The organism is Winogradskyella sp. A3E31, assembly GCF_046720935.1.
GTDB lineage: Bacteria > Bacteroidota > Bacteroidia > Flavobacteriales > Flavobacteriaceae > Winogradskyella.
In genome coordinates this window covers 38,123-61,809 of the sequence record NZ_JBHNWH010000007.1, presented here as the reverse complement: position 1 = coordinate 61,809, position 23,687 = coordinate 38,123, and the positions used below count along the sequence as shown (strand labels likewise).

The following is a 23,687-nucleotide window of genomic DNA, read 5'->3' as shown; positions in this document are numbered from 1 at the left end:
GGCTTTTTGATTTTTAGCAGTTCTTGTATTTATCATGAAGTCCTTTTCCCTCTAAAATCATTGGTGTTATCTTTTCTAATCGAGATAGTTTTGTAGCCTCTCGCTTAGCAGTTTGGATATGCTCACAATACTCTCTTTGCTTGGAAGGTGTCAATCCATTAAACGCTTCGTTAAGTTTTGTGTTTTTGTTTAATGCAGACTTCAATTCCTCTGGTATCACTACCTTTTTTGTGTTTCGTTGCGGTTTAATTTCCTTACCTGCTTTTTGATTTTCAATAGCTTCTTTGACGTAAGCCAAAACTGCATTTTCATTGATGTGACCAAAACTTTCAAAACGCATTTGTCGTAAGGCTTTGGTTTTTCCTTCTTGGGCGTTGACCAATAAATTATGCTCGTCCTTAAGAAAGACACCATTAAAGAACCACACGCCAAAATGCTGCTTAAATGCACCGAGACCTACAACATTTTTACCAGATAGATCATAAACTGGAGCTCCCCATTTAATGGACTCGTTGAGCTCTGTTTTAAGGATGATATCACGTAGCAATTCCAATTCCTTTTGCCAGTGCTTATTTTTTTCGATATAATCTTCTACGGAGGATACTTTTTTCATATCAATAGGTTTTACTTCTCTAAGAGTCTTTTCCAGTCGGATTCCGCTGCTAAGTAGGCAAAAGAAAATTTGTTGCCGTTCTCCAATAGACGTTTATAGTTTTCCTTTGCTTTAAGCGTGTCTTGTTTTTCAAACAAATACCAATTGCCAAGGCCATAGCTTAGAACATCACTAGAGGAGGTGCCGATAAGGTCTGTATTAAGACTATCCTTATTAATCGTGCCCTTAAAAAGCAAACACATGGTATGGTAACTCATGTTTTCAATAATATCCATATCTGAGGTTATATTTTCAATGGCTGTATTAGCCGCTTCTTCGTTACCCAGCCTTCGATTAATCATATACTGCCAATAGCCACCAGACACTAAGTTGTCTGGGTATTTCTCAGTGATCGATCTGTTGTTGTAGGCCTTTAGAGCATTTTTTATGTCACCTTTTAAATAATACGCCAATCCTAAGTGATACCATATATTACCGTGTAACGTACTCAACGGAATATTTCTGGAGTTTGGTAATCCATCGGGCTCAACGTTATCTTGCTTCCCTTCAATTAGAGTGACTGCTTTCTCAAAATCAGCAATGGCTTTGTCGTATTGTCTCGTTGAAATATAACGATGTCCTCGATGGCGATAGAGCTGAGGTTCTGTAGGGTGTAACTCAATGCCTTTAGAATAAATTGAAATAGCGTCTTTAAAATAACCTAAATATGCAGTTCTCCTACCAAACCAAATTATTGAATCTATGTTCTGTGGATTGCTTTCATAAGCTTTCTTTGCTGCTTGATAATTTTTAAAGGCTTGATTTTCTTCTAACTCAGGGCTGTATATACTGTCTCCCATAAGGGTGACCGCTTCAACTTGCTTACTTAATTCAAAATCAACTTGCTTTACTTCCTTGTTTTTACAAGAACAAACTATTACTGCTAAAAGCGGGAGTATTTTGTATAACTTCATATTGGTTAATTTTTGTGCTTCTCAGCTGTCAACTCTGCAATTTTACAAATGACCTCTACAGCCTTTTCCATGCTTTCAACGGGGACATATTCATATCTACCATGGAAGTTGTGTCCACCTGCAAATATATTAGGACAAGGTAATCCCATATAAGAGAGTTGAGAGCCATCTGTGCCACCTCTAATCGGTTTTATTATCGGAGTAATATCGATAGCTTTCATTGCGTCTTCAGCGATATCCACAATATGCATTACAGGCTCTACTTTCTCCTTCATATTAAAATATTGATCTTTGATTTCAATATCAAAAACTTCAGCTTCAAACTTGGTATTTAAATCAAAAACCACTTTTTCCATAAGGGCTTTTCGAGCTTCAAATTTATCTTTATCGTGATCTCTGATGATATATTTCAATATGGTTTTTTCTACTTTTCCCTCCATATCGTGCAAATGGAAAAATCCTTCATAGCCCTCTGTGTGTTCTGGTGTTTCTAGTGGAGGTAAAGCATTAATAAATTCTGCGGCATAATACATTGAATTCACCAGTTTACCTTTGGCATAACCGGGATGTACAATTTTTCCTTTTACAGTTATGACTGCACTAGCAGCATTAAAGTTTTCAAATTCTAATTCGCCAACTTGGCTACCATCCATCGTATAGGCCCAATCCGCACCAAACTTTTGGACATTGAACTTATGAGCACCTCGACCAATTTCCTCATCGGGAGTAAAACCTACTTTTATGGTGCCGTGTTTAATTTCTGGGTGCTTAATGAGATATTCCATAGCCGTTACAATTTCTGTAATACCAGCCTTGTCATCAGCTCCTAAAAGGGTTGTACCGTCAGTAGTGATTAGTGTTTGACCCTTGTATTGCAAAAGGTCTTCAAAATAATCGGGTGAGAGTACAATATCCAATCCTCTATTTAGAATAATATCCTTTCCGTCATAATTTTCTACAATTTGCGGATTGACATTGGCTCCAGTAAAATCCGGACTCGTATCAAAATGCGAAATAAACCCAATGGTTGGTACCTCATAGTCCACATTGCTGGGTAAAGTTGCCATGATATAGGCATTGTCATCAATGCTGACATTGCTCATTCCGATAGCATTGAGCTCATCGACTAACTTATGAGCCAATACCCATTGTTTTGCCGTACTTGGAGTTGTTGTAGAGTTTGGGTCTGATTCTGTATCTATTTTTATATAAGAGATAAAGCGCTCTATTATTTTTTTCATGTTGATTTTTAAACTGAAGAGATTTGTTAATTCTTCTTTCAAAAATACATAAATAATGCTGTATTCAGAATGATTTACACTCTGAATGATTAGGAAAAATGGGCATTAGTTGGTCTATAAATTACTGCTTAAATGTAAAAACAGGCCTCTCTGCACTGCTTACTAAATCTTCTGAAATACTGCCTTCAAAGAAATGGCTTAAACCAGTTCTACCGTGGGTTACCATGGCAATGGCACTGGCATCAATGCCTTCGGCATGGCTTAACACACCGTCTTCAACGCTATAGTCGGAAATGTAAACGACCTTGTCCTTAAGGTGTTCAAGATCTGCAGATTTTAAAAATGTATTGACCTTTTCTTTTCTTGCTGGGGTTCTTAAAAATCCAGTTCCGGGCAGATTAACATGTAAAAGATGAATATCGCTGCCCAATTCAGACAACAATTTTACAGCTTTCTTGGTAGCTGCAATGCTTTCAGTTTCAAAATTAAGTGCCAAAACGATTGATTTAAAATTAACGTTTTCTAATCGTGATTTAACCACCAAAACAGGGGTGTCACTATAGCGAATAATTTTCTCGGTATTAGAACCTGTAAAAAAGCTAAAATCGACATTTTCTCCACGTGATCCCATAATAATTAAATCGGCATTGATGTCTTTGGCAACTTCATCAACTTCCTTTAACACTTTATGGTGTTTTATCATTGGCTTTACAGAGATGCCTTCTAGAAAAGGCTTGTCCAAAAATGCGTTAAACTTTTTATTAGCCAACATAAACATAAATGCGGTTTCTTCACTTTTATCTGAATTTGTTGCGGTAAAGATAGACTCTGATAGCTCTAACATGTGCATCACAATCAATTCAGAATTGTGTTTTTTTGCCAATGCTGCAGCAACTTCTAATGAGTATTCTGAATGCTTAGAAAAATCGACGGGTAGGATAATACGTTTCATAATAGACTGGTTTTATAGACTTAAAGATAGCGAAAAAGTTTGGGCTTTGGATAAATCTTGTGTTCATAGCGGCTTTTTAATATGGATTTTTAGTGGTATTTTTGTCGAAGAAAATAAGCCCATGTACAAACAGATCGTAAGGCCTCTATTATTTTGTTTCGATCCCGAAAAAGTCCACCATTTTACATTCTCCTTAATTAAGGATCTTTCTAAGATTCCTGGTGTATCTGGTCTTTTTAGAACTTTATATGTTGTCGAAAATCCTAAATTAGAAAGAAATTTATTTGGACTGACGTTTAATAATCCAGTCGGGTTAGCTGCTGGGTTCGATAAAAATGCTGTGTTGTATAATGAATTAGCCAATTTTGGGTTTGGATTTATAGAAATAGGAACAGTAACTCCAAAAGGTCAGGTAGGAAACCCAAAGAAAAGACTGTTTAGATTAAAGGATGATAAGGGTATTATTAATAGAATGGGCTTTAATAATGAAGGCCTTGAGGCAGCAATTACTCAACTTAAGAAGAATCAAGGAAAAGTTATTATAGGAGGAAACATTGGTAAGAACACGGCAACTAGACCTGAAGATTATACTAAAGATTATCTTGAATGTTTTAATGCACTTCATCCTTATGTTGATTATTTTGTACTGAATGTCAGTTGCCCAAATGTAGATAGCCATGCCAAATTGAACGATAAGGACTATTTGGTGGAACTCATTGGTGAGGTTCAAAAGGCTAATCATAGCTTTGAAGTGCAAAGACCAATTCTTTTAAAAATAGCACCAGATTTAAATGACACCCAACTTGACGAGATAATAGAGTTAGTCATAGAGACTAATTTAGAAGGCGTTATTGCAAGCAATACATCTACAGACCGAAATGATCTAAAAACACCCGATAAGCGATTAAAGGAAATAGGTAATGGTGGATTGAGCGGACAACCCATAAAATCTAAATCGACGAGGGTCATAAAATATTTGTCAGATAAAAGTAATAAGGCGTTCCCGATTATTGGAGTAGGAGGGATTCATTCCGCTGAAGACGCTCTAGAAAAATTAGAGGCAGGTGCAGATTTGTTGCAAGTCTATACTGGATTTATCTATGAAGGCCCTCGACTGATAAAATCCATCAATACCGCTATTTTAGCTCAAAAGGACTCCTAAGTTTTGAATTACGAAATCATTTTCTTGTTTATTACGGCTACTGCTGCCTTGGCTATCTCGCCTGGACCAGATAATATCTACGTTTTAGTACAAAGTATTACTAACGGTAGAGCCTATGGTTTGGCAACGGTTAGTGGTTTAATAACAGGTTGTATTATACATACTACGCTTTTGGCTTTTGGTGTTTCGGCCATTATTTCAAATAATGAGAATTTATTTTTAGGAATTAAAATACTTGGAGCCATATACCTGTTATTCCTAGCTTACAAGGTTTATACTTCTGATGGTAGTATTGATATTGGAGATACTGCAGCGCCCAAAAAAAGCTTAAAGCAGTTATTTGTTCAAGGGTTTTTTATGAATGTGCTGAATCCAAAAGTCACCATTTTCTTCTTGGCATTTTTTCCAGGGTTTTTGTTTAGTGAAACCCTAAGCACGGTTTGGCAGTTTTATATTTTGGGTGGTGTTTTTATGTTGGTGTCTTTTATCATTTTTTCGGTGATTGCGATTTTAGCAGGAAGTATTAAAGAGCGGTTATTACGTCATAAAAACTCAGGAATGGTTTTTAAATGGCTTCAGATTACTGTCTTTGTGGGTATAGCGATTTTTATTCTCTTACCATAGTTGTCGTTATGAATTACTCTTGGTAAACCCTATCTTTGAAAAAATGAAAGCACCTATAAAAATTATTGAATGTCCAAGAGATGCCATGCAGGGTATTAAGGATTTTATTCCTACTGAAAAAAAGGTGCAATACATTCAGTCCTTGCTCCGTGTTGGTTTTGATACCATTGATTTTGGCAGTTTTGTCTCTCCTAAAGCCATTCCACAAATGGTAGACACTGCAGAGGTCCTAGCTCAGTTAGATTTGAGTAAAACCGAAAGTAAATTACTAGCAATCATTGCTAATGTAAGAGGGGCAAATGATGCAGCACAACATTCTGAGATAGATTATTTAGGGTTTCCATTTTCTATTTCAGAAAACTTTCAGATGCGTAATACGCATAAAACTATTGAGCAATCTGTAGTGACGCTTTCAGAAATTTTGGAGATAGCCAACAAAAGTGGTAAAGAAGTCGTGGTTTATATTTCTATGGGGTTCGGAAATCCGTATGGGGATCCGTGGAATGTTGAGATAGTTGGAGAGTGGACAGAACGACTGGCAAAAATGGGTGTTAAAATTTTGTCTTTAAGTGATACCATAGGAAGCTCAGACCCAGAAACCATAGATTATTTATTTTCAAACTTAATTCCCAAATATCCCAATATAGAATTTGGGGCTCACTTGCATACAACTCCAACGACTTGGTTCGAAAAAGTTGATGCTGCATATAAAGCAGGGTGTCATCGTTTTGATGGAGCCATTCAGGGATTTGGGGGTTGCCCTATGGCAAAAGATGAATTGACGGGTAATATGCCCACCGAGAAATTATTGTCATATTTCACGCAACATAAAGCACAGAATCTCAACGCCATGTCTTTTGAGAGTGCTTATAATGAGGCTACTAAAATCTTTTCTACATACCATTAAATCATGGTAAAATATTGATATTCAGTAATTAAAAAGTTTATTTAAATTTAATCTAAATAAATTTTGGTAATTTCTCTTTCAATCTTATTTTTGCATAAATTATTTGTAACAAGTCTAAATAAGAATAACAAAACAACCAAAAATGAAGAGAATTGCCTTAAATTTATTTATCCTCAGTACTATTTTTACATCATGTACAAAAGATGATGACAATACACTTTCTGAACCTCAAGTTGAAGCTCCAGCTACCTATCAATTTCAAAGAAATGGAAGCTCAACGGTAAGTTACAGTGGCCAAACCACTAGAATACAAATGGGGGCAGAATTTTTAAGCGCGCTGACTGACAATACAAAAGCTGAAGCTGAGTTAGATGGGATGTTTACCAATACCGGAAACTACTTTTCTACTACCGAATTAAATGAATCTACCAAAAATATTAGAAGTAAAACGGCTGCTTCTAGTGACTATTTTTCAGCAAATACAACGACAGCTAACGAAATTAAAGCCCAATTTGATGGCTACATAGAAAGCCAAGTAAGCGAGGTATTCCCAAATTGGGGAACAATTGCTACGGCTGGTAATGCAGGGCAATTGCAAGAAGCTGGTGGGTCTGTCCGTTACGTTAGCGGCAAGGGATTAGAGTACAATCAGGCGATAAACAAAGGGTTAATAGGAGCTTTAATGGTAGATCAAATGCTGAACAATTATTTAAGTACCTCTGTTTTAGATGCTGGTACCAATAGAGCTGATAACGATGCTGATAGTGTAGCAGAAGGGAAAAACTATACGACTATGGAGCACAAATGGGATGAAGCATTTGGTTACTTATATGGTACAGACGATCCGTTGGCACCTCAATTGAACCAAGATGGCTTTTTAAATAAATACCTTTCTCGTGTAGAAAATGACGAGGATTTTGCTGGGATTGCTCAAGAGATCTACGATGCTTTTAAATTAGGAAGAGCTGCAATTGTAGAAAAAAACTATGAAGTAAGGGATGCCCAAGCAGAAATTATAAGAGAAAGAGTTTCAGAAATAATCGGAATAAGAGCTGTCTATTACTTACAGTCTGTAAAGTCCGTTTTAGGAACTGATAATGCAAGTGCTTTTCACGATTTATCAGAAGGCTTTGGTTTTGTAATGAGCTTACAATTTACTAGAGAGCCTGGGACTAATGAGCCTTACTTTACAAAGGCAGAAGTTGATGCGTATTTAGCACAATTAATGGCTGGTAATGGCTTCTGGGATGTTACACCAACAACTTTAGATACTATATCTCAAGATATTGCTGCCAGATTTAACTTTACGGTTGAGCAGGCTAGCAGTTAAGACTATAAACCATTAAAGCATAAGCTTCATTAGGTTGCAAGCTTATGCTTATTTATCTTTGCAGCCGAAAAAGAAAAAATTTAATTTTATGTTTAAAAAAGTATTTTTTTTAATAATTATTGTAGCTGTCGCAATCGCTTGTACTTCTTCGGATGATAGTGATACTGGCAATACTGATAATTTTGACAGAACAGCATTATTGACCAATTACGCGGACAATATTATCATTCCTGCTTTAGAGAATTTTCAATCCAAACAATCAAATTTAGATGTTGCGCTTGATAATTTTATTAATGATACTAATCAAGCCAATCTGGATGCATTGAGTGTCGCCTGGTTAGAGGGTTATAAAGCTTGGCAGTATATCGAGATGTTTAATATTGGTATAGCGGAGACACAGTCTATTGATACAAGTGGTTTTGTAGTTGTATATAATAGGTACCCTGTTACTGTTTCAGACATTCAGTCAGGTGCTGCAACTGGTAGTTACGATTTAAACGCTACTGAGTATTATGATGCACAAGGGTTTCCAGCGTTAGATTTTTTAATTCACGGTATAGCGGATTCTGACTCAACACCTTTAGATAAGTTTACCACTAACACCAATGCTAATGGTTATGTTGATTATATGTCTAATGTGGTTTCTAAAATGAATGCGACTATAAATACTATAGTTAATGATTGGCAGGGTGCATATAGAGATGAATATATTAACAATACATCCTCAAGTGCGACGGGCTCTTTCAGTAAATTAGTCAATGATTATGTGTACTATTATGAAAAGGGACTAAGAGCCAATAAAATAGGCACACCTGCAGGTAACTTTTCTGCGGGTCAAACATTTCCTGATAAAGTAGAAGGGTTTTACAAAAATGACGTCTCGAGAGAATTGGCTCTTCTAGGATTAGAAGCTATTCAAAAAGTTTTTAATGGCCAGTCTTTGACAGGAACATCCACTTCGGGCGAAAGTTTTGCATCCTATTTGGATTATTTAGAGAATACACCATTGAAAAATGATATCAATGCACAGTTTCAAGCCGCAAGAGAAAAAATAACAACACTAAATACCAGTTTTAGCCAACAAGTTAATGAAGATAACACACAAATGACACAGGCTTATGATTTGTTGCAGCAAGCTGTTGTGTTGTTAAAAGTAGATATGGTCTCTTTGTTTAATGTGCAAGTTGACTTTGAAGATAGCGACGGAGATTAATTTTAAAGAATAGTAATTAAAGGATTCCTGTATTGGGAATCCTTTTTTTGTCCAATGAAAAGTAGCATATCATCATACATAAACACAAAAACATCTGCAGCACCATTAGCTGTGTTTAGGATTGGTTTTGGTATTATGATGCTGATAAGCATTATAAGATTTTGGTCTTATGGTTGGATTGAACGGTTTTATAGTCTTCCTAAATTTCATTTCAACTATTATGGATTTGAATGGATAAACCCTTTTGGTAACTATACTTACCTTTTATTTGTCATCTGTGGCGTAGCAGCATTTTTTGTGGCTTTAGGGTTAAAATACCGAATAGCTATTATCACCTTCTTTTTAAGTTTCACTTACATTGAGTTGATGGATAAAACCACGTATCTCAACCACTATTATTTTATAAGTGTCCTAAGTTTTTTAATGTGTTTTCTGCCTGCCAATGCTTATTATTCCATTGATAATTTAATTAATAAAAAGCAGTATTCGCAGATACCAAAATGGACAATTGACAGTATAAAATCACTAATTGCTGTGGTTTACGTTTATGCAGGTTTGGCAAAAATTAATAGTGACTGGTTGTTCAATGCTATGCCACTAAAAATATGGTTGCCTTCAAAATATGATCTACCATTTATAGGCGAAAGTTTTATGCAACAGCATTGGTTTCATGTAGCAATGAGCTGGTCTGGTATGTTATATGATTTGAGTATTCCATTTTTACTCTTATATCGTAAAACTAGGTGGTTTGCCTTTGCATTGGTCGTGTTTTTTCATGTGTTTACAAGAGTACTGTTTCCAATCGGTATGTTCCCGTATATAATGATTGTGTCGGCCTTAATATTTTTTGATGCCAATATTCACGAGGGTATTTTAAACCTGTTCCGAAAACTTTTCAAACCTTTGAAACCAAAATCAAAAATTTTAAAGGTTAAAACATTAAACGTTTCAAACCAAAAGATCATACTCTCAATTTTGATGGTATTTTTTGGCATTCAGTTACTTTTGCCATGGCGTTATACATTGTATCCGGGGGAATTATTTTGGACTGAAGAAGGCTATCGTTTTTCGTGGAGAGTTATGCTGATAGAAAAAACTGGGTATGCCGAATTTAAAGTTGTGGATGGTAAAACGGGTCATTCTTTTTTGGTGGACAATTCAGATTTTCTCACCCCTTTGCAAGAAAAGGAAATGAGCACACAACCCGATTTTATTTTACAATTTGCCCATTATTTAGAAGAGCATTTTAGGTCGCAGGGCCATCAAAATATCCAAATTTATGTAGATAGTTTTGTCGCATTAAATGGCAGACGAAGTCAACGCTACATTGATCCAAAAACAGACTTAACCAAACAAACGGAATCATTTAAACCCAAAAACTGGATTTTACCATTTAAGGATGAGATTAAAGGACTATAAATTATCATTGATTAAAAAACTGACGCTTAGATTTAGATTAACGTGTCTTCTGTTGTTTCTGTTTATTTTTATGGGATCAGCACAAAACAAAGTATCAGGTATTGTTACGAGTAAAGCTACACAGCAACTTTTAAACAGTGTTGAGGTTTATGATAAGGCCTCTGGCTTATTGACAAAAACCAATAGTGATGGCTATTATGAATTTTCAACAAAGGCAACAACACTAAATTTGGTGTTTTTTGCTTATGATTTTCAAATTGCTGAAACTGAAATTACAATTAATGACGATGTTGTCTTAAATCAGCAGCTCCAATTATTAGGTGAAGAATTAACAGCTGTGGAAATCACAGCAAGAAAAAGTAAAGTCTTTGAGTTAAGCCGACTTAGGGATGTTGAAGAAACTGCTATCTATGCAGGTAAAAAAACGGAAGTGGTATTGGTAGAGCAGTCCATGGCAAATCTAGCGACCAATAATGCACGACAAATTTACAGCCAAGTTGCAGGTCTAAATATTTATCAGAATGATGATGCCGGATTACAACTCAATATTGGCGGCCGTGGATTGGATCCAAACCGAACGGCAAATTTCAATACCAGACAAAATGGTTACGATATTAGTGCTGATGTTCTTGGTTATCCTGAGAGTTATTATTCGCCAGCATCAGAAGGTTTAAGGCAAATTGAAGTAGTGCGAGGTGCAGCGTCATTACAATATGGTACACAGTTTGGAGGGCTCGTTAATTTTGTAATGAAAGAACCCAATCCAAATAAACCGTTTGAGTTGATTACAAGGAATACCTTAGGCAGTTTTGGTTTATACACCAACTTTACGAGCGTGAGCGGCACTAAAAATAAGTGGAGCTACTATACGTTTTTCAACTATAAAAAAGGGGATGGGTTTAGACCAAACTCTGAGTTCGAATCTAAAAATATCTTTGCGCATATTGGGTATCAACTTTCAGAAAAAACAAAGCTTTCAGGTGAGTTGACATATCTTGATTATTTAGCGCAACAAGCGGGTGGTTTAACCGATAATCAGTTTAACCAAAACCCATATCAAAGTAACAGAGCACGTAATTGGTTTGAAGTCGATTGGTTGCTATACAACTTTAAGTTGGCACATCAGTTTTCAAACAAAACGACCTTTACATTTAATTTTTTTGGTTTAAATGCCACACGGAATGCTCTTGGTTTTAGAACTAACCGTGTAGACCAAGTTGACCCTGGTAATGAGCGTGATTTAATAAAAGGAGACTTTAATAATTATGGTTTTGAAGCTCGATTATTAAGTGACTATAAACTCTTTGATAAAGAAACGACATTTTTAATTGGAACTAAATTTTACGATGCAGATAATAGTCAACAACAGGGGCCAGGATCCGATGGTATTGGACCGGATTTTAAAATCAGGACTGACGAATATCCTAATTACCCTGACCAATCAGAATTTGATTTCCCAAATTTAAATGTAGCTGTTTTTGGCGAAAACATCTTTTATGTCAATGAGAAGTTTTCTATTACACCAGGCTTTAGGTTCGAATATATTAAAACCGAAAGTGATGGGTTTTACAAGCGTATAAATACTGATGCAGCTGGTAATGTTATTTTTGAAGAAACCGTAGAGGACAACCGTACGTTTGATCGTAATTTTGTGTTATTAGGTTTAGGTCTAAGTTATAAACCTTCAACTGCCTTAGAGATGTATGCTAACGCCTCTCAAAACTATAGGTCTGTAACTTTTACGGATATCAATATATCTAATCCAGCTTTTGCCATAAATCCCAATATAACAGATGAGGATGGTTATACATTGGATTTGGGTTTGCGGGGTAATTACAAAAGAGTTCTGTCTTATGATGTTGGAGCGTTCGCCTTATTTTATAACAATCGTATCGGTTTTATTCAAAAGGGCTTGGATGACGGTCGTGTGATAAGCGAACGAGGGAACGTTGGTGATGCCGTAATGTACGGAGTGGAATCGCTGTTTGATTTCAATTTGAAGAAGATTTTTAAAATGAATAATGATTTCAGTTTTAATTATTTTATAAACACATCATTCATTCAATCCGAGTACACAAATTCCCAGCAAAATAATGTCGAAGGTAATGAGGTGGAATTTGTGCCAGACCTTAATCTAAAAACAGGTTTAAGATTTGGTTTTAAAAATATTATGGCTAATGTGCAATACACGTATTTGGGTCGCCAATTTACTGATGCTACAAATTCGAAGGAATCAAACATCAGTGGTGTCATTGGTGAAATACCAGAATATGATGTTCTTGATTTTTCATTATCCTATAATTACAAAATGTTTAAGCTTGAAGCTGGTGTAAATAATGTCTTAGATAATGCGTACTTTACAAGGAGAGCAACAGGTTATCCAGGTCCTGGGATTATTCCATCTGCACCTCGTAATTTCTATACAACCTTACAAATCAAGTTTTAATTAAGGTATTGACATACAGTGATATACATATCTTGTTTTAAAGCAGTCTAAATATAAATATCTGTTTTTCAGATATTTATAATTTATTTAACATGAATATTTCTTATCTTTATGAGTAACCAAAATGAATTGTTATGTCGATTAGGATAGGAAATAGTTGTATAAACTGTGAAAATTTAAGCACAAATAAGCTATGTAAAGTACATGGGGTCAAAGTGGCAACAAATTACACATGTGATAGTTTTAATATGAAAGCTGCTTTAAAGAATGATCCAAACTGTGGTAACTGTGCACGTTATGAAACGACCACTTGTGCCAACCCACAAAAAGCAACACCAGGTATGTTGTGCTCACATTGGGCACCACAGAATGCACAAGCGTAAATAGAAAGTATATAAAACTTTAAAGACCAACAGAAATGTTGGTCTTTTTATTTTGTGGAACCCTACGTAGAAATTAATCTACTGACTTTAGAGATGAATGGATATTTGTCTTAGTAATTATGATAATTAGTTGTCTTTTTTGCTTTTTAAATTCAACAGAATAAATCAATTATTAGTCGTATCTTTGCATGCAATTATATTTTAATTGCCATGACTGCACACGAAAATAAAATACTAGGAGAAGGTCTTACATACGATGACGTACTTTTAGTACCGGCCTTTTCTGAAATTCTTCCTAGGGAAGTTAATATTCAAACAAAATTTACGAGAAACATCACCATAAATATCCCTGTGGTTTCAGCTGCTATGGATACGGTGACTGAGAGCAAAATGGCAATTGCCATGGCACGCGAAGGCGGCATTGGTGTTTTGCACAAAAACATGACCATTGAGCAACAAGCTGCAAAAGTTCGTCGTGTAAAACGTGCCGAGAGTGGTATGATTCTCGATCCCGTAACTTTAAGTCTTGATGCAACCGTTAGGGATGCCAAAAATAGTATGGCAGAATATAAGATTGGGGGTATTCCGATTGTTGATGATCAAGGAAGTCTTAAGGGTATAGTTACCAATCGCGATTTAAGATTTGAACACAACAATGACCGCCCAATAGTTGAAGTGATGACCAGTGAAAATCTGGTAACTGCCGCTGTTGGTACGTCTCTAAAGGATGCAGAGACCATTCTCCAAGAAAATAAGATTGAAAAATTATTGATAGTTGATGACAACTATAAATTAGTTGGACTCATTACATTTAGGGATATTACCAAGGTAACCCAAAAGCCTATTGCAAATAAGGATACTTATGGTCGATTACGTGTTGCTGCTGCTATTGGTGTTACTGGTGATGCTGTAGATAGGGCAGAAGCTTTGGTAAATGCTGGTGTTGATGCTGTTGTTATCGATACTGCTCATGGTCATACTAAAGGTGTGGTTATGGTCTTAAAAGACATTAAGAAAAAATTCCCAAAGTTAGAAGTTGTAGTAGGGAATATCGCTACAGGTGAAGCTGCAAAATATTTAGTAGAAGCTGGAGCAGATGCTGTAAAAGTCGGCATTGGTCCAGGCTCAATTTGTACAACGCGTGTTGTTGCAGGTGTTGGCTTTCCACAGTTTTCTGCAGTTTTGGAAGTAGCAGCTGCTATAAAAGGAACAGGCGTTCCGGTTATTGCTGATGGCGGCATTCGCTATACTGGTGACATCCCGAAGGCAATTGCTGCAGGTGCTGATACCGTAATGTTAGGCTCACTCTTAGCAGGGACAAAAGAAAGCCCTGGAGAAACTATTATTTATGAGGGGCGTAAATTTAAGTCTTATCGTGGTATGGGGTCAGTTGAAGCCATGAAACAAGGAAGTAAGGATCGTTACTTTCAAGATGTTGAGGACGATATTAAAAAACTGGTGCCAGAAGGGATTGTTGGACGTGTTCCTTATAAAGGAGAGTTATACGAAAGTATTCATCAATTTATCGGTGGTCTTAGAGCTGGTATGGGGTATTGCGGAGCAAAGGATATCGATACTTTAAAAGAATCTGGACGATTTGTAAAAATTACCAGTTCTGGTATTAATGAAAGCCACCCACATGATGTGACTATTACTAAGGAATCTCCGAATTATTCGCGATAAAACTGTATAGATCTATCGGTCATCTTATCTGTTAAAATCAAATAAAATAGTTTAGAGATTAATTAAGGGTGTCACCAATAACTTGACGTTCATATTCTTCTTCGTCAAAACTACCCATGGATTGCTGAATTTTACCATTTTCATCAAAAATCCAACGTTCAAAACCACTAAAATCAACTGTGTTTCCTGTGCCTCCAGGACCTGTATTTGTGCCTTTAAACCTCCAATGGTATTCTGTAGCATTTGACTTTACAACAAGACTATCCATTGTTAATTTCATATCAGGAAAAGCAGTCATAAATCCATTTGCAAATTCAGCTATTTGCGCTCTGCCAATTAAAGGATTGTTGTTATTAACAGTTAATGTCCCAGTTTCACTAAAAAAGTAGGCCACCAAATTCGGTTTTTTACTATTCCATGCATCAGTGTAGGCCATGCCAAAATCATAATACGTTTTTTCTACTTCGGATATAGTATTATCACTTTCTATAGATCTTTCACTAGAACTTTTAGGGTTGTTCTTACAGTTTATAAGACATAAAAAGAAACAAATAACTAAAACATATTTAGTTTTCATGAGTTCGTGTTTTTTCGGATTTTATCATAAGATGGTGACCGTAAGTTACTTAAATTTATGATGGGTACAATGTTCTTCTTATTGGTAAGTATTTAACCGTACTTGCAATAATGGTATATAAGAATTAATTACTTGACGAATTTTTAAATTCCTCAAGACAGGCATCTAAGGGCTTACCTTCAATATGAATACATTCGCAAAATGTTAATCCCGTCTCCTTATTATTTGCAGTATTTTCGAATTGCATGTTACAATCCTTCAATGAGTTTCTTGGCATTATGGGATGAGCAAAAACGAAGAAGACAACAACCAATACAGTGGTAGTTAAAACCCCTGTGAAGAAAAGAAACGGAAATTTATTGCTGTATTTTTTCGGCTTTATATATATGCCAAGATTAGAAAAGGACTTAAAAGGTAATATATATCTGAGTCGATCATAATTCCACACCAGTAAAAATAGGTTTGCCAGTACCATTAGGGGGGCAGTCATAAATGAACCATCAAAACGCAGTGCATACGAAAGTATCCAAATGTTTACGATTATTGGAAAGTACAGAAGCGCTCCTAAAGTGACGGTCCTTGGAATTAAAAGTAAGATAGCAGCAACCACCTGAGCGATACCGATAAAAGTGTAATAATACCCTGTGTGGTGAAGAGCTTCGAGATAAGAACCCATGGGGTGTATGACTGATAAGCCACTGGCAAATCTTTCGCCAACAATTTTCACCAAGCCAGCAACGATAAACGCATAGGCTAAGGAAACCCTACAAAAAATAGAGAATAGCCAATACCAGCGGTTGCCTTTAATCTTGATATAATGCTGTTCAAATTTGGAAAGAAGACTCAACTAAAATTACGAATTAGAAATTAGTCAAATTTAAGAGTTTTGAGCTTATCTTTACAAACCTAATGAAACATTACGATTTTATTATTTTGGGTGCTGGTGCCTCAGGTTTAATGACAGCCTACCGTATGGCTAATGATTCTTACTTTGATGGTACATCTATTTTGCTGATAGACAGATCTAAGGATAAAGGCAATGACCGCACATGGTCTTTTTGGGAAGAAGGTTCTGGTGAGTGGGATGATGTGGTTTACAAATCTTGGTCTTACATTTATTTTGGTAGTGAATGGTTTTCGGATACAATCCACGCAACGCCATACCTATACAAAACGATTCGCTCTCAGGATTTTTATAATAAAATTTGGACTGTATTAAAAAGCAAGCCTAATATTGAATTTATTGAAGATGATGTACTAAGTTTTTATGACAATGCTGATTCGGTAGTTATAAAAACGAAACATAAAGAGTACAAAGGAAAAAAACTCTTTAATAGTATTGTTGATTCGGAATACCTTCAGCAAAAAAAGTATCCTGTTCTCAATCAGCATTTTTTGGGTTGGTTTATAAAAACGGAAACAGATTGTTTTGATGATACCGTTGCGACTTTTATGGATTTCAACATTCCCCAAAACGGAAATACCCGATTTATGTATGTCTTGCCATTTAGTAAAAAAGAAGCCTTGTTTGAATACACGTTATTTTCAAAAGATCTTTTGAAGAAATCAGAATATGAAAAAGAAATTCAAGCGTATTTAAAAAGCAAGAGTATTGATAACTATACCATTACCGAAAAAGAATATGGTGTTATCCCAATGACAAGCTATAAATTCCACAAGCACAACACTAAAAACATTTTAAATATTGGGACTGCTGGTGGTTGGACAAAAGCCAGTACAGGCTTCACATTTATGAATACAAGTAAAAAAACTCAAAGCCTTATTTCATTTTTAAAAGACCAATCTGATTTAAGAAAGTTCCACAGGTCTTCAAAATATTGGTTTTATGATCTGATTTTTCTGGATGTTCTTGCTAGTGATAACAGTTTTGGAGCTAAGCTATTTTCAAGCTTATTTAAAAAATGCTCGATACATACGGTTTTTAGATTTTTAGATGAAACATCTAGCTTTAAACAAGATATAAAGGTTATTTCTTCTGTACCTCCAAAACGCTTTGTTCATGCTTTTTTTAGGCGGTTATTTCAAGGTTGGTAAAGTTGCCCACGATGAGGTTTAAGGTCATCCCTGATTTTTGGCATTTGTGGTTCATCCACTACCATAAATGCATAACTGTGCATGTCTGAAATTGTTTCAATTCCTGTTATTTCAATATCTAATTGATGGTGTTTAATGTAATCTTTTAAATGGATGACATGGTGCTTTGCCGTTTGTTCGGCAACAGGCCCTCTAAAATCCCAAATAAGTTTGAGTTTACGCATTAGCTACAGAGGTGCCATTTTCTACAAAATTCTTAAAATCAGTCATGTATTTTAACGATTGTTTTTTAAAAGCACTTGGCATTACCATTAGCATTATCCTCATAAAAAAGTTGGTAGGCAAAAACTCACTTTTTGAGACCCATTTGGTTTGCTGATCAGAGACTTCTTCAAAATAATTTTGTTGAATATTGTGCATGCCCTTGGCATTGTAAGTAGCGTGGAACTCCTCAGGGAAGTTGCGTTTTGTAATGGTTTCTACAAGTTCCATTTTTCGTTTGCCAAAATCATAAGTCAATTTCATTTTAGCTCCAAATTCACCTGGTGTTCCAGATAGATGTTCAGTTGAAACAAGTCCTGCTTGCCAATGTTTCATGTTTTCAACGGAGTCCATTTTTTCAATAACCTCTTTACGGGGCTTGTCAATGAGTATTTCGGTTGTGTATTGCATAGGTTGGTATTTTCTCGTAAGCTAAAGATAAAAAAAGCACCTGTATATACAGATGCTTTTTTTAGATTTTAGTTGTAGGTGCTATTTAATTAAGAACAATTTTCTTTGTGCTGCTTCTACCATTCATTTCTAGTCTAACTAGGTAAACGCCCTTTGACTGATTACTTAAATCAATAATTTTTGAACCTGATATTGTTGTTCTCAAAACGTTTTGTCCAATAATATTATAAATTCCAACATTAGTTTGAGAATCTACGCCTTCAATCTTCAATTGCTTGTTAGTGGTAAATAGGCTAATTGTATTGGTATTCAATTCTGGACTTGATAGAGTCTGAGAATACGTTTCTGACCCTGTAAATGTCAACGTACCGCCACCTAGATTTCCAGTATTTGGAAAGCCAGTACCATAGCCTTCGTCAGATGTAAATGCATTTCCTGCATTTAGGTAAACACCAACAAAATCAAAAGCGTCGCTAGAGGTTAACCCTAATTGCGCCCAAGTCACCTCAAAAGTAAAGACAGCATCTGTTGTATTAACTAGTGTCGAGTTTGCAGAAGCAACATATGGTAAGCCATTATCTCCAATTACACCTGTGTCAGGTATTTCCCAAATACCAGCGAAAGATGTATTTACTGCAATTGCATGAGTTGCTTCAAACCCAGCAGGGAAATTAATTGTTGTAGAGTTAGATGGGTCTGTGTTTGAGATGGCTCGTCTCAAGTCGTCTTGAGCATCACTGACATCCCCGTCAATTACTGTTCGTCCTGATGCACCAGTACTTATATATAAAACCAAAGCATCATTAAAATCTCCACCGCCTTTTGTAAGGGTAAAGGTAATTGTGGTTCCATCGTCATTGACTGAGAGTGTACTTGGTCCTATAACCCCACCAAAGCCAGTATTGCCATTACCAGAATAGTTAACCTGACCTAAACAGGATAGACCTAATAATAGTGTAAATAAAAAAAAGTAGTTTTTAACCATAATAATTTTAGTTTAGTGTTTTCCTAAAATTAAGAATTATTGCTTTATCTAGTTAAATAATATTCAACTACAACGTTTTCGTGTTAATAAAATGTTGAATATCAAATAAGGCGTATTTTTATTTAGGATTTCTATGGTAGACTAATTTATCAAAGTGAATAGTTTAACCTCACCTTGTAAAATAGTCTATTTGTATTATTTTTGATGCATTCAGAATAATAGGATTTATAAGCATTACTACCATGTAATTATTACTTATTTTAACCGTTCTTATAAGAATATTAATATAACCATGAAATTAAAATACGCTCTCTTATTTCTATCAGTTTTACAGCTGTCTTATGCGCAAAAGGAAGACAAAGTTTTGCTTACTGTTGGTGATGAATTCATTAAGGTGTCCGAATTTTTAAGGGTGTATAATAAAAACCTTGATTTGGTAAAGGACGAAAACCAAAAAGACCTTGAGAATTATCTCGATTTATTTATCAATTATAAATTAAAATTAGCAGAAGCTAAACGGTTGAGGTTAGATACCGTGCCCAAATATCAAAGAGAATTTGGCAACTATAAAAACCAACTGGTAAAAAATTATATTTCTGAAAACAAAGTGACCGACGCTTTAGTAGAAGAAGCTTATGACCGTATGAAATACGATGTTAAAGCTGTACATGTTTTAATTAAGGATAATCCAGACGCTCAAGATACACTTAAGGCCTACAATCAAATTTTAAAATATAGAGATCAATTAATTACTGAGGGTTTTGATGCTACCAAAAAAGCACTTCATGATGGAGCGAGCGTTTTTGTTGAGGACTTGGGGTATTTTTCAACCTTTAAAATGGTTTATGATTTTGAAACAGCTGCCTACAATACTAAAGTCGGTGAGGTGTCTCAACCATTTACCACTCAGTTTGGTTATCATGTAGTCAAAGTTTTAGATAAAAGACCTTCTCGTGGTACGGTAACCGTAGGGCATATCATGATATCTAATAAACAAACTGATAGTACCATTATCCCTAAAGAACGAGCAGAACTCATTTACAATAAATATACATCTGGGGAATCTTTTGACGCTCTGGCAAAGCAATTTTCTGATGATAAAAGTTCTGCGCGTAATGGCGGAAAGTTAGCCCCCTTTAAAAGTGGTCAACTAAGTTCGCCAGAATTTGAAGATGCCGCTTTTGCATTAGAAAACAGTGGAGATGTTTCTAAACCTATTAAGACACAATACGGATACCATATTATTAAGCTTATCGAAAAGAAGCCTATTCCTAGTTTTGAAGAGGTAAGATCAAATTTGGTAAGTCAGGTGCAAAGAGATTCTCGCTCAAAACTCATCAATAGTGCTATGGTGGATGAGTTGAGAAGCCGCTATAGTATAGAAGAAGATAAAAACGCAAAACCCTACTTTAAAACTATAATCACTCAAGATTATTTTATGGGTAAATTAGAACTCCCTCAGAACTTTAATGCCGACAAGTCACTAATAAATATCAATGGTGAAACCACTGCTTATAAAGATTTTATCAGCCATTTAAAAAGTGCGCAAAGACGTTACTATAATAAGCCCATTAGTATAAATACCCTTATCGAAAATGAATACAAGGTATTTATTGAAAACACAATTCTAGACTACAGAAAAGAGCATTTGGAGGAAGAGGATGAGGAGTTCGCTGAAATTTTAAAAGAATATAGGGATGGCTTATTGTTATTTGATTTAATGGAGAAAGAAATATGGAACAAAGCAGCAAAAGATACGACTGGTCTTAAGGACTATTACGACACGAATAAATCAAACTATATATCAAAAGAGAGTGTTGCTATTTTTATGGCTTCAACTCCAGATAAAGCTCAGGCAACTGCCGTAAGAGGATTGCTTAAATCTGGTAAGACAGAAGAAGAGATTAAAACGATAATTTCAAAAGACGGTAAAATAGAGGTTGTTTTCACCAAAGGGGTTTTTGAAAAATCAGACGAAAAATTTCCATCAGATTTTAAATTTGAACAAGGAGTGTCCGAGGTTTTAAATCATAATGAATCGTTTCATGTTATAAAAGTAAATGAGACCATTCCACAGAAAGTTAGACCTTTTGAAGAAATTAAAGGGGCTGTAATCAATGATTATCAAAACCATTTAGAAAAGCAATGGTTAGAGACATTAAGAAATCGCTATACAGTTAATGTCAATAAAAAAGTGTTTGAGAGTTTAAAATAATATGAAATATTTTACAGGAATTTTATGTTTTACTGTTTTGCTGGTTGCTTGCAACTCTGGTAATACAATTGACACAACTAATGCGATTGCTCGGGTCAATAATATGTATTTGTTTCCAGAGGATTTAGAAAGCATAGTTCCCGAAAATGCTAGTGAGGCCGATAGCCTAACCATAGTAAACAATTACATAAACAAGTGGGCAACACGTCAAATGCTATTAGAAAATGCATTGTTAAACTTACCGGAGAATAAGCAAAAAGAGTTTGAGCAACTGGTTAAAGAGTATAAAGTTGACCTCTATACCAAAGCTTATTTAGAAGCTCTTGTTTTAAAAAACATAGACACAAGTGTTACTTCTAATGAGGCTAATGAGTTTTATGAAATCAATAAGGAATCTTTTAAATTAAATGATGAGCTGTTAAAGTTAAGATATATCAGTTTGCCACAAAACGCCATTAACCTAGCAGAAGTAAAACAACGCTTTACACGCTATAACAATACTGACAAGCAGTTTCTCGATTCTTTGGCAGTTCAGTTTAATAGTTATGCATTAAACGACTCCGTTTGGGTAAAAGCAAGTCAGGTTGCAGAAAAGGTGCCAGTCATTAATGCAAACAATAAAGACCAACTGTTAAAAAAATCTAATTTTATACAACTCAAAGATTCATTAAACCTATATTTGATGCAAATTAATGAGGTGCTTCTGCGCAACGACTATGCTCCCTTGGAGTATGTAAAACCTTCAATTAAAACAATCGTAATTAATAAAAGGAAGTTAGAGCTAATTAAGCAATTGGAAAATGATATTACTAAAGATGCTATTAAAAACAAACAATTTGAAATCTACAACAAATAAAATTACATATATCTTCTTTGCACTTGTGTGCTTTTCAGGGTTTTCACAAGAGATTATTAAAGATGAAGAGGTTGCCAAGGTTGATGAAACCATAAAAACTGGTAACAGAATAAAAGCTGATGGAGTTGCTGCAGTTGTTGGAGACTTTATAGTATTAGATTCTGATTTAGACCGTAGAATAGACCAAATAACTGCACAAGGAGGAAATTTGGACGGTGTCTCTAGATGCGAATTGTTTGGTAGTATACTTGAGGAAAAATTATACGCACATCAGGCCATTCAAGATAGTATTATCGTCAACGAACTACAGATAAGAAACCAAATCGAGCAACAAATTGAAGCATTTTTGGCTCAATCTAATGGTGGCAGCATGAATGATCTGTTAGAGTTGTACAAAAAAGAATCCGAAGAGGAGTTGAGGGAAGAGATGTTTGAAATCAATAAAAACGGATCTTTGGCGCGCCAAATGCAGCAGAAAATTATAGCTGATTTAGAAATTACTCCAGAAGAAGTTCGAGAATTCTATAATGAATTAAAAGAAGACGGATTACCAACTTTTGGTACAGAATTACAAGTCTCTCAAATTGTCATCATCCCAGAAGTTACAGAGGAGGCCAAGCAAAAAGCAATTGATCAACTCAAAGGCTTTAAAGATGATATTGAAAATAACGGAGCAAGCTTTACATCCAAGGTTTTAGTGTATTCTGACGACAGTGGCTCAAAACGTACCGGTGGTAAGATGATCTTAAATCGTAAACAACCTAGAATGGTAAAAGAATTCCGTGATGTGGCTTTCTCTCTCCAAGAAGGTGAAATATCCGAACCTTTTGAGACAGACTTTGGGTATCACATTATTTTACTTGAAAAGATTAGGGGTCAAGAATACGAGGTCCGACATATTTTAATTCGACCAGATATCACTCAAGAAGCTATACAAGCAGCAAAAGATGAGATAGATAAAGTAAGAGAAAGTATTGTTAATGGGGACATTGAATTTGCAGCCGCTGCGCGTGAGTTTAGTGATGAAAAAGAGACAAAATTTGAAGGCGGTAAATTAACCAATCCAATTACACAAGACTTTAATTTTGAACTCACTAAAATGGAACCAGAGGTGTATGCACAAATTCAAAATTTAAAAGATGGGGAAATAAGTGAAGTGCTTCAGGATGAAGACCGTATTAATAGAATCAAATTTAAAATCATTACTGTTTCTGACAGAATAGATGAGCACGAAGCAAACTTCTCTAGAGATTACTTAAAAATTAAAAATTTAGCACTTCAAGACAAGCAATTCCAGGAGGTTGCCAAGTGGCAAAAAACAACCATTGAAGATACTTATATTAAAATCAATGGAGAATACAGGGATTGTGATTTTACTAGTAACTGGTTAAAAAAATAAGA

The 23,687-nt window shown here is 35.3% G+C and carries 22 protein-coding genes; 13 read left to right on the top strand and 9 right to left on the bottom strand.

The genetic code is table 11. The features are described 5' to 3' along the window. Window positions 1-13: 13 nt before the first annotated feature. From ACFEMA_RS09865 to ACFEMA_RS09850, 4 genes are all read right to left on the bottom strand, one after another. On the bottom strand, window positions 14-613 hold the full coding sequence (locus ACFEMA_RS09865) for a YdeI/OmpD-associated family protein (RefSeq protein ID WP_411768017.1): 600 nt from the start codon (window positions 611-613) through the stop codon (window positions 14-16). An 11-nt stretch (window positions 614-624) separates the two neighbouring features. Continuing rightward, the gene (locus ACFEMA_RS09860) at window positions 625-1,566 is read right to left on the bottom strand and encodes a tetratricopeptide repeat protein (RefSeq protein WP_411768015.1); all 942 of its coding nucleotides are present in this window, start codon (window positions 1,564-1,566) and stop codon (window positions 625-627) included. 5 nt (window positions 1,567-1,571) lie between these two features. Then, window positions 1,572-2,807, bottom strand: coding sequence for a peptidase T (gene pepT / locus ACFEMA_RS09855; RefSeq protein WP_411768013.1), 1,236 nt, complete (start codon window positions 2,805-2,807; stop codon window positions 1,572-1,574). A gap of 121 nt (window positions 2,808-2,928) precedes the next feature. Continuing rightward, window positions 2,929-3,759: a universal stress protein gene (locus ACFEMA_RS09850; RefSeq protein WP_411768011.1), complete on the bottom strand. Its 831-nt coding sequence runs from the start codon at window positions 3,757-3,759 to the stop codon at window positions 2,929-2,931. A gap of 121 nt (window positions 3,760-3,880) precedes the next feature. Here ACFEMA_RS09850 and ACFEMA_RS09845 point away from each other — a divergent pair, with 121 nt between their 5' ends. The 9 genes from ACFEMA_RS09845 (at window position 3,881) to guaB (ending at window position 14,926) form a co-directional block, all read left to right on the top strand. Further along, window positions 3,881-4,921 (top strand): quinone-dependent dihydroorotate dehydrogenase, encoded by a 1,041-nt coding sequence (locus tag ACFEMA_RS09845; protein WP_411768009.1) that lies wholly within the window; start codon window positions 3,881-3,883, stop codon window positions 4,919-4,921. A 3-nt stretch (window positions 4,922-4,924) separates the two neighbouring features. Then, window positions 4,925-5,545: a LysE family translocator gene (locus tag ACFEMA_RS09840; protein ID WP_411768007.1), complete on the top strand. Its 621-nt coding sequence runs from the start codon at window positions 4,925-4,927 to the stop codon at window positions 5,543-5,545. A 43-nt stretch (window positions 5,546-5,588) separates the two neighbouring features. Next, complete coding sequence (locus tag ACFEMA_RS09835) at window positions 5,589-6,452, top strand: hydroxymethylglutaryl-CoA lyase (protein ID WP_411768005.1); 864 nt, start codon at window positions 5,589-5,591, stop codon at window positions 6,450-6,452. 142 nt (window positions 6,453-6,594) lie between these two features. After that, window positions 6,595-7,782 carry a DUF4856 domain-containing protein gene (locus tag ACFEMA_RS09830; RefSeq protein ID WP_411768003.1) on the top strand — a complete coding sequence of 396 codons (1,188 nt, stop codon included), beginning with the start codon at window positions 6,595-6,597 and terminating at the stop codon, window positions 7,780-7,782. Between the two features lie 88 nt (window positions 7,783-7,870). Beyond that, window positions 7,871-8,995, top strand: coding sequence for an imelysin family protein (locus ACFEMA_RS09825; protein ID WP_411768001.1), 1,125 nt, complete (start codon window positions 7,871-7,873; stop codon window positions 8,993-8,995). A gap of 54 nt (window positions 8,996-9,049) precedes the next feature. Beyond that, window positions 9,050-10,414: an HTTM domain-containing protein gene (locus tag ACFEMA_RS09820; protein ID WP_411767999.1), complete on the top strand. Its 1,365-nt coding sequence runs from the start codon at window positions 9,050-9,052 to the stop codon at window positions 10,412-10,414. Then, complete coding sequence (locus ACFEMA_RS09815; protein ID WP_411767997.1) at window positions 10,395-12,860, top strand: TonB-dependent receptor domain-containing protein; 2,466 nt, start codon at window positions 10,395-10,397, stop codon at window positions 12,858-12,860. The genes ACFEMA_RS09820 and ACFEMA_RS09815 overlap by 20 nt, the downstream gene beginning before the upstream one ends. A 134-nt stretch (window positions 12,861-12,994) precedes the next feature. Next, window positions 12,995-13,243 carry a hypothetical protein gene (locus ACFEMA_RS09810; RefSeq protein ID WP_411767995.1) on the top strand — a complete coding sequence of 83 codons (249 nt, stop codon included), beginning with the start codon at window positions 12,995-12,997 and terminating at the stop codon, window positions 13,241-13,243. A 210-nt stretch (window positions 13,244-13,453) separates the two neighbouring features. Further along, complete coding sequence (gene guaB, locus ACFEMA_RS09805) at window positions 13,454-14,926, top strand: IMP dehydrogenase (RefSeq protein ID WP_411767993.1); 1,473 nt, start codon at window positions 13,454-13,456, stop codon at window positions 14,924-14,926. Window positions 14,927-14,984: 58 nt separating this feature from the next. On the opposite strand, the gene ACFEMA_RS09800 is transcribed toward guaB, so the two are convergent. Both ACFEMA_RS09800 and ACFEMA_RS09795 read right to left on the bottom strand, forming a co-directional pair. Then, window positions 14,985-15,503 (bottom strand): DUF1348 family protein, encoded by a 519-nt coding sequence (locus ACFEMA_RS09800; protein WP_411767991.1) that lies wholly within the window; start codon window positions 15,501-15,503, stop codon window positions 14,985-14,987. A gap of 124 nt (window positions 15,504-15,627) precedes the next feature. Then, the gene (locus ACFEMA_RS09795; protein ID WP_411767989.1) at window positions 15,628-16,350 is read right to left on the bottom strand and encodes a DoxX family protein; all 723 of its coding nucleotides are present in this window, start codon (window positions 16,348-16,350) and stop codon (window positions 15,628-15,630) included. A gap of 62 nt (window positions 16,351-16,412) precedes the next feature. On the opposite strand from ACFEMA_RS09795, the gene ACFEMA_RS09790 reads away from it, so the two are divergent. After that, complete coding sequence (locus tag ACFEMA_RS09790; protein WP_411767987.1) at window positions 16,413-17,558, top strand: lycopene cyclase family protein; 1,146 nt, start codon at window positions 16,413-16,415, stop codon at window positions 17,556-17,558. On the opposite strand, the gene ACFEMA_RS09785 is transcribed toward ACFEMA_RS09790, so the two are convergent. The 3 genes from ACFEMA_RS09785 to ACFEMA_RS09775 form a co-directional block, all read right to left on the bottom strand. Continuing rightward, the gene (locus ACFEMA_RS09785) at window positions 17,546-17,782 is read right to left on the bottom strand and encodes a hypothetical protein (protein ID WP_411767985.1); all 237 of its coding nucleotides are present in this window, start codon (window positions 17,780-17,782) and stop codon (window positions 17,546-17,548) included. The genes ACFEMA_RS09790 and ACFEMA_RS09785 overlap by 13 nt on opposite strands. Further along, window positions 17,775-18,230, bottom strand: a complete 456-nt coding sequence (locus tag ACFEMA_RS09780; RefSeq protein ID WP_411767982.1) for an SRPBCC family protein — start codon at window positions 18,228-18,230, stop codon at window positions 17,775-17,777. The genes ACFEMA_RS09785 and ACFEMA_RS09780 overlap by 8 nt, the downstream gene beginning before the upstream one ends. 85 nt (window positions 18,231-18,315) lie before the next feature. After that, complete coding sequence (locus ACFEMA_RS09775) at window positions 18,316-19,215, bottom strand: T9SS type A sorting domain-containing protein (RefSeq protein WP_411767980.1); 900 nt, start codon at window positions 19,213-19,215, stop codon at window positions 18,316-18,318. 292 nt (window positions 19,216-19,507) lie between these two features. Here ACFEMA_RS09775 and ACFEMA_RS09770 point away from each other — a divergent pair, with 292 nt between their 5' ends. The 3 genes from ACFEMA_RS09770 to ACFEMA_RS09760 are packed head-to-tail and all read left to right on the top strand — an operon-like array spanning window position 19,508 to window position 23,685. Next, complete coding sequence (locus ACFEMA_RS09770) at window positions 19,508-21,430, top strand: peptidylprolyl isomerase (protein WP_411767978.1); 1,923 nt, start codon at window positions 19,508-19,510, stop codon at window positions 21,428-21,430. Between the two features lies 1 nt (window position 21,431). Further along, window positions 21,432-22,286 (top strand): peptidyl-prolyl cis-trans isomerase, encoded by an 855-nt coding sequence (locus tag ACFEMA_RS09765; RefSeq protein WP_411767976.1) that lies wholly within the window; start codon window positions 21,432-21,434, stop codon window positions 22,284-22,286. Further along, window positions 22,267-23,685 carry a peptidylprolyl isomerase gene (locus ACFEMA_RS09760; protein WP_411767974.1) on the top strand — a complete coding sequence of 473 codons (1,419 nt, stop codon included), beginning with the start codon at window positions 22,267-22,269 and terminating at the stop codon, window positions 23,683-23,685. The genes ACFEMA_RS09765 and ACFEMA_RS09760 overlap by 20 nt, the downstream gene beginning before the upstream one ends. Window positions 23,686-23,687 lie beyond the last annotated feature (2 nt).